The sequence below is a fragment of the Mesorhizobium sp. M1E.F.Ca.ET.041.01.1.1 genome (genome assembly GCF_003997355.1).
In the GTDB taxonomy this organism is placed as follows: Bacteria; Pseudomonadota; Alphaproteobacteria; order Rhizobiales; family Rhizobiaceae; genus Mesorhizobium.
The window spans coordinates 1-4592 of record NZ_RZSL01000495.1; the positions used below are offsets into that span (position 1 = coordinate 1).

Sequence of the window (4592 nt, forward strand, 5' to 3'; positions counted from 1 at the left end):
ATAACCCGCGAGTCCTTTTCGCGTGCACTGTCGGCCCTGGGAAAGTCAGGCATCAGGGTCGACGGCCAGACGATCGAAATTCTCGATGCGGCCCGCCTCGCCGCCGTATGCGCCCCCGACCCGCTCATCGACGGGACGGACGGTGAGGGCTTTCTGATCTGACTGGTCGTTTCCAAGGAATGCGGAATTTGCGACAGCGCCTTGCTTCGCGCCCGTTGGATGAGGCGCAAGGAAGGGCAAGCACCCGACGCAATAGGTTCGAGGATCGACTTGCTGTTTGCTCCAGCGCAAACATCTTCCAGAGGCATCGGCTATCTTGGAGATTGTTCTCGAAGCAGCATGATCCCAATGCTTCCGGTTCCTGGCGTGGCGCGCGCTCTTACAGATCGCCCACGGCATGGGTCATGCTGCGCGACCGCAGGCGAGGCAGATTGCAACGGGCGAAGAAGACATGAAACACGACCCTCCCGAAAATAGCGCCGGAGAAATGGCGAACGCGGTCGCCCGGCTGTCAGGACTGATCAAAGAGACGCAATTGGACTGCGAATGTCGTTCTAAGCTGGACGAGACACTGTCTCGGTTCGCCACGTTGGAGATAGGACCGGCGGCTCGCGAGCACCTCACCAACGCCCGTCATCAACGCGCGCATATCGAGACCATTCTATTGTTCCTGCAGGATCTCGACGAGATCGGAGAGGCCGAACGGGACCGCGGCGTTTACTTGGACTTCGCCCTTCTCTTTGACGACATAGCGACGATCGCAAGGGACGGTGCGCTCTCGATGCGGCAACTCGGCCAATTCGCCGCGCTCACCGCGGTTGGGCGCTAGCGTCCTGAATCCGCCCTTCGCCGCTCAATTGGCAGGAGAACCGCGTCCTCGAACGGCGCCGGTCTGAATGACATTCAGTCTTGCCTGAAGGATCCTCGGACTGAAAATGCAACAGGAACGGTCAGTCACCGGGCGGTTCCCTTCTGCCAATTTCGATCAGCCATTCGCGCGGCCCAAGCTCGAGACAAACCCACGTGAAGTCGCCAGCAAAGAACGCCTCGAACTGACGCTTCAGGCTGTCTGGATCGAAATCCAGCACGACCGAGAATGCCTGACCGGGCTTGAGGCTGTCGAATATCGACATGATGGCCGACTGCTTCTTGGCCGGATGAAGCCGCCTCATGTCATATGGCTCGGCCTTCCGCTCTTGAGGATTCGTCCGGGCCTTTCCTCCCATCGAGCGCTCCATCAGAATGATCGACGGATTGCGGCGTTGTCTTCGCCCCATCTCGTCAACTTGTCGCCAGGGTCCACGCCCGCCCAATTGACGAGCCGTGCCGCCATCTCGGCAACCATCGCCTCGACCGAGGTCGGCTTGACATAGAATGGCGGCACCGGCGGCGCGATGATCGCTCCCATTCGTGTCAACCTCAGCATCGCATCCAGATGCCCTTCATGCAGAGGCGCCTCACGCGGCACGACCACCAACCGGCGCCTCTCCTTCAGGACGACGTCGGCTGCCCTGGTAAGAAGATTGTCGCCCAGGCCGTGCGCCATCGCCGCCAAAGTCCGCATCGAGCATGGCACGACGATCATGCCGTCCGTTCTGAAGGAGCCGCTGGCGATCGGCGCGGCCAAGTCCTGGTGGTTATGGGTGTGGTTGGCGAGTGAAGCGAGTTGCGCCAGTCCGTCGGCGCCAAGCTCGTAAGCGATGGTTATGCGCGCGCCTTTTGAGACGACAAGATGCGTTTCCACCCCAGCTCTAACCAGTTGGCGTATGGTCTCGAGGGCCAGCACCGAGCCGGACGCGCCGGTAACCCCCACTATTATCCGTTTGGTCATTTCTGCGCCGAACCGGTTGGTCGTGGAAAAAACTCGGCCCAACGCTCCGAGACCCTTTCAACGATCTGCGATGACATCTTCAATTCCTTCCCCCACTCACGCGACGTCTCGGACCCGATCTTGCGCGTCGCGTCGAATCCGATTTTTCCTCCAAGCCCTTCCAGCGGCGACGCGAAGTCGAGGGAGTCGATGGGGGTTCGATCAAGCTTCATCAGATCGCGCGAGAAATCCATGCGGGTGGCGACCGCCCACATCACGTCCGGCCACGACCGGATGTCGATGTCGTCGTCCACGACGACGACCATCTTGGTCATCGAGAATTGCGGCAACAAGGCCCAGAACCCCATCATCACGCGCCGCGCCTGTCCGGCATATTTCTTGACGATCGATATGACCGCAATCCTGTAGGAGCAGGATTCCGGCGGAAGCCAGACATCAAGAATTTCCGGTATCTGCTGGCGCAGCAGCGGCTTGTAGACGTCGAGCAAAGCCTCGGCGAGGACGGACGGCTCGTCGGGTGCGCGCCCGGTGAAAGTCGTGAGGTAGCTTGCGCCGTCCCTCACGCGAATACGCTTGAGCTTGAAGACGGGAAAATGCTCCGCGCCGTTATAGTATCCGGTGTGGTCGCCGAAGGGACCTTCCTTCGCCGTTTCATTGGGTGAAACGGTTCCCTCGAGCACGATCTCGGAACTGGCGGGGACATGGAGCTCGATGCTCTTGCATGGCGACAGTCCAACCCGTCGATCGTTGATCATCCCGGACAGAGCCAGTTCCGACACGCCTTCGGGCGCCGGCATTACCGCTGCTATCAATGTGGCGGGATCCGCGCCGATGACGACGGCGACGGGCATCTCGAGCCCCCTCGCCCGCCACATGCGATGGTGGGCCGCGCCGCCCCGCATGGGCAGCCATCTTATGATCGCCCGGTCACGGGCGATGACCTGCATCCGGTATATGCCCAGATTGTATTTGCCGGGATCATCCTCGCCCGGCGGCCGGGTGACGACCACAGGCCATGTGATGAGAGGACCGGCATCCTCCGGCCAGCAGGTCTGGATGGGAAGGATTGCGAAATCCGGTTCCGCGTCCCTCCATAGTCTTGACGACGAAACGATCTTCGGGCGCGCCGCCAGCGCACCACGCGCGGCGGAGAACATGTGGCGGGCCTGACGCAAGTTTTGCGGAGCTTGAGGGGACCTCATCCACGCCAGCAGAGCGCCGAGAGTCTCGAGCCCGCGAATGTCCGTGCCCAGCCCCCATGCGACGCGCTCGCGCGTCCCGAAAATGTTTGCCACGGCCGGAAAGGACGAACCGGTCCCCTGGTCGTCGATCGGCATGGTCATGCGCAGCGCCGGCCCGTGCGCCGCGATCACCCTCTTGTGTATCTCCGTCAATTCGAAACGCGTCGAGACCGGGGCGCGGATTTCCCGAAGCTGGCCCTTCACTTCCAGGTGCGAAAGAAAGGAGCCGAGATCGGAGAACTGGGGAAGAAGGCGATAATGCATGGCGAAGTCCGGCACGACCGGTCCGTCGGCGACATTCTTCTCACACGGCGGCCGCCCGAAAACTTTGCGCTAGGTCAAAGAAGCGATCGTTTCCGCACGATATGAGGAATTCAGCGGTCCACTCGCCTGAGGGGCTGGTCGATATCGGGAAGACGTTCAGAATGGCCAACAATCTAATCAACGGCACCCTTGAAACATGCCGGTCGGCAATCGCCTTTTTCAGGGACCGCGGACGAAGCAAGGCAGCGAGAAGGGAATTCTGGGCCCTTGGGCTGGAAGAGTGCACGGGCATGCTGAACGACATCGGCATGTCGCCCGGCGAATTCGATGACGCCATGCATCTGCCTTATGCCGCGCAGGATTTCCTCACTTTGGCGATGCTTTCGGTCGGGATCGATCCCGATGACTTCCAAACGCTGGAATTCGCGCAGGACCGCTTCATGTCCCGAACCTGCATCACATGTCCCCACCGCCGCAGATGTCACGATCATATGGAGGCCTTCGATTTCGAAAGCCACTATCGCGATTTCTGCCCCAACGCGGATAATTTTTCGAAGCTTCTCGGCAAGAAATGCGATGCCTAGCTGGCCGTAAGAGATCTGCCATGATCGAATATAGAACGGACAGCGCTTGAAGATGCGGCCGCCAAACGCCGAGCCAATGTTGCCGGGATTTGTTCGCCGCCTGTTTCCGACAGTCGCAGGACTGCCTCTCGGTCCGTTGCTGACATTGTCCTTGCGCGCGCTTGCCGGACGGCGTCCTGGCCTTTTCGAGCGCTTGGGCGAATACCGTTCGGCCTGCTTCGTCATCGATCCCGTGGACCTCGCATTCGCATTCCGCGTGACCCCGGACGGACAGCGATCCAGTGTCCGCGTCGTGAGCAAGGATGAGGCTGCTCGATCGGACGTGCTGATCAGAGGGCCGCTTTTGACCCTGTTGGGCCTGCTTGACGGCACGCTTGACGGCGATGCGATGTTCTTCAGCCGCATCATCTCGATAAGCGGGCGCACGGAAGCGGTGCTCGCCTTGAGGAACACGATAGAGGATGCCGAGCTTCGTCCGGCGGACCTGCTCGGACTGCGCGGCATCCTTGCCCGCTGTGTCGATACGGGTGTCCTTGGCGCCCTGGGCGTCGCCCGCCTGGACGGCTGCTCTCAACGTCGCGGGAGTTCCCGCCGGACAGACAAGTTCCATGCGTGTCGTCATGTTTCCCGCGCCTCTCTGGCGCTGTTGTCGGCCAATCGGCGGGCGCGGAT

Annotated in this window: 6 protein-coding genes; 2 read left to right on the forward strand and 4 right to left on the reverse strand. The window is 61.1% G+C overall.

Going from position 1 to position 4592, the window contains the following annotated elements; translation table 11 throughout:
• Positions 1–487 precede the first annotated feature (487 nt).
• Complete coding sequence (locus EOA38_RS28620; protein WP_127300810.1) at positions 488–829, forward strand: hypothetical protein; 342 nt, start codon at positions 488–490, stop codon at positions 827–829.
• A 121-nt stretch (positions 830–950) separates the two neighbouring features.
• On the opposite strand, the gene EOA38_RS28625 is transcribed toward EOA38_RS28620, so the two are convergent.
• The 4 genes from EOA38_RS28625 to EOA38_RS40555 form a co-directional block, all read right to left on the reverse strand.
• The gene (locus EOA38_RS28625) at positions 951–1238 is read right to left on the reverse strand and encodes a DUF2249 domain-containing protein (RefSeq protein ID WP_189340575.1); all 288 of its coding nucleotides are present in this window, start codon (positions 1236–1238) and stop codon (positions 951–953) included.
• Complete coding sequence (locus tag EOA38_RS28630) at positions 1238–1831, reverse strand: UbiX family flavin prenyltransferase (protein ID WP_127300812.1); 594 nt, start codon at positions 1829–1831, stop codon at positions 1238–1240. The genes EOA38_RS28625 and EOA38_RS28630 overlap by 1 nt, the downstream gene beginning before the upstream one ends.
• Complete coding sequence (locus EOA38_RS28635; protein ID WP_127300813.1) at positions 1828–3336, reverse strand: UbiD family decarboxylase; 1509 nt, start codon at positions 3334–3336, stop codon at positions 1828–1830. Before EOA38_RS28635 ends, EOA38_RS28630 begins: the two co-directional genes overlap by 4 nt.
• A gap of 173 nt (positions 3337–3509) precedes the next feature.
• Complete coding sequence (locus EOA38_RS40555) at positions 3510–4145, reverse strand: hypothetical protein (RefSeq protein ID WP_245464860.1); 636 nt, start codon at positions 4143–4145, stop codon at positions 3510–3512.
• 31 nt (positions 4146–4176) lie between these two features.
• Between EOA38_RS40555 and EOA38_RS28645 the strand changes: the two genes are divergently transcribed.
• Positions 4177–4592, forward strand: a 416-nt coding sequence (locus EOA38_RS28645; protein WP_348627541.1) for an SCP2 sterol-binding domain-containing protein, incomplete at its 3' end; no start/stop codon positions are given.

Coding starts and splice junctions, on each gene's coding strand:
- EOA38_RS28620 (WP_127300810.1), top strand. CDS start 488: ATGGCGAACGCGGTCGCCCGGCTGTCAGGACTGATCAAAGAGACGCAA.
- EOA38_RS28635 (WP_127300813.1), bottom strand. CDS start 3,336: ATGCATTATCGCCTTCTTCCCCAGTTCTCCGATCTCGGCTCCTTTCTT.
- EOA38_RS28630 (WP_127300812.1), bottom strand. CDS start 1,831: ATGACCAAACGGATAATAGTGGGGGTTACCGGCGCGTCCGGCTCGGTG.
- EOA38_RS28625 (WP_189340575.1), bottom strand. CDS start 1,238: ATGGAGCGCTCGATGGGAGGAAAGGCCCGGACGAATCCTCAAGAGCGG.
- EOA38_RS40555 (WP_245464860.1), bottom strand. CDS start 4,145: ATGACGAAGCAGGCCGAACGGTATTCGCCCAAGCGCTCGAAAAGGCCA.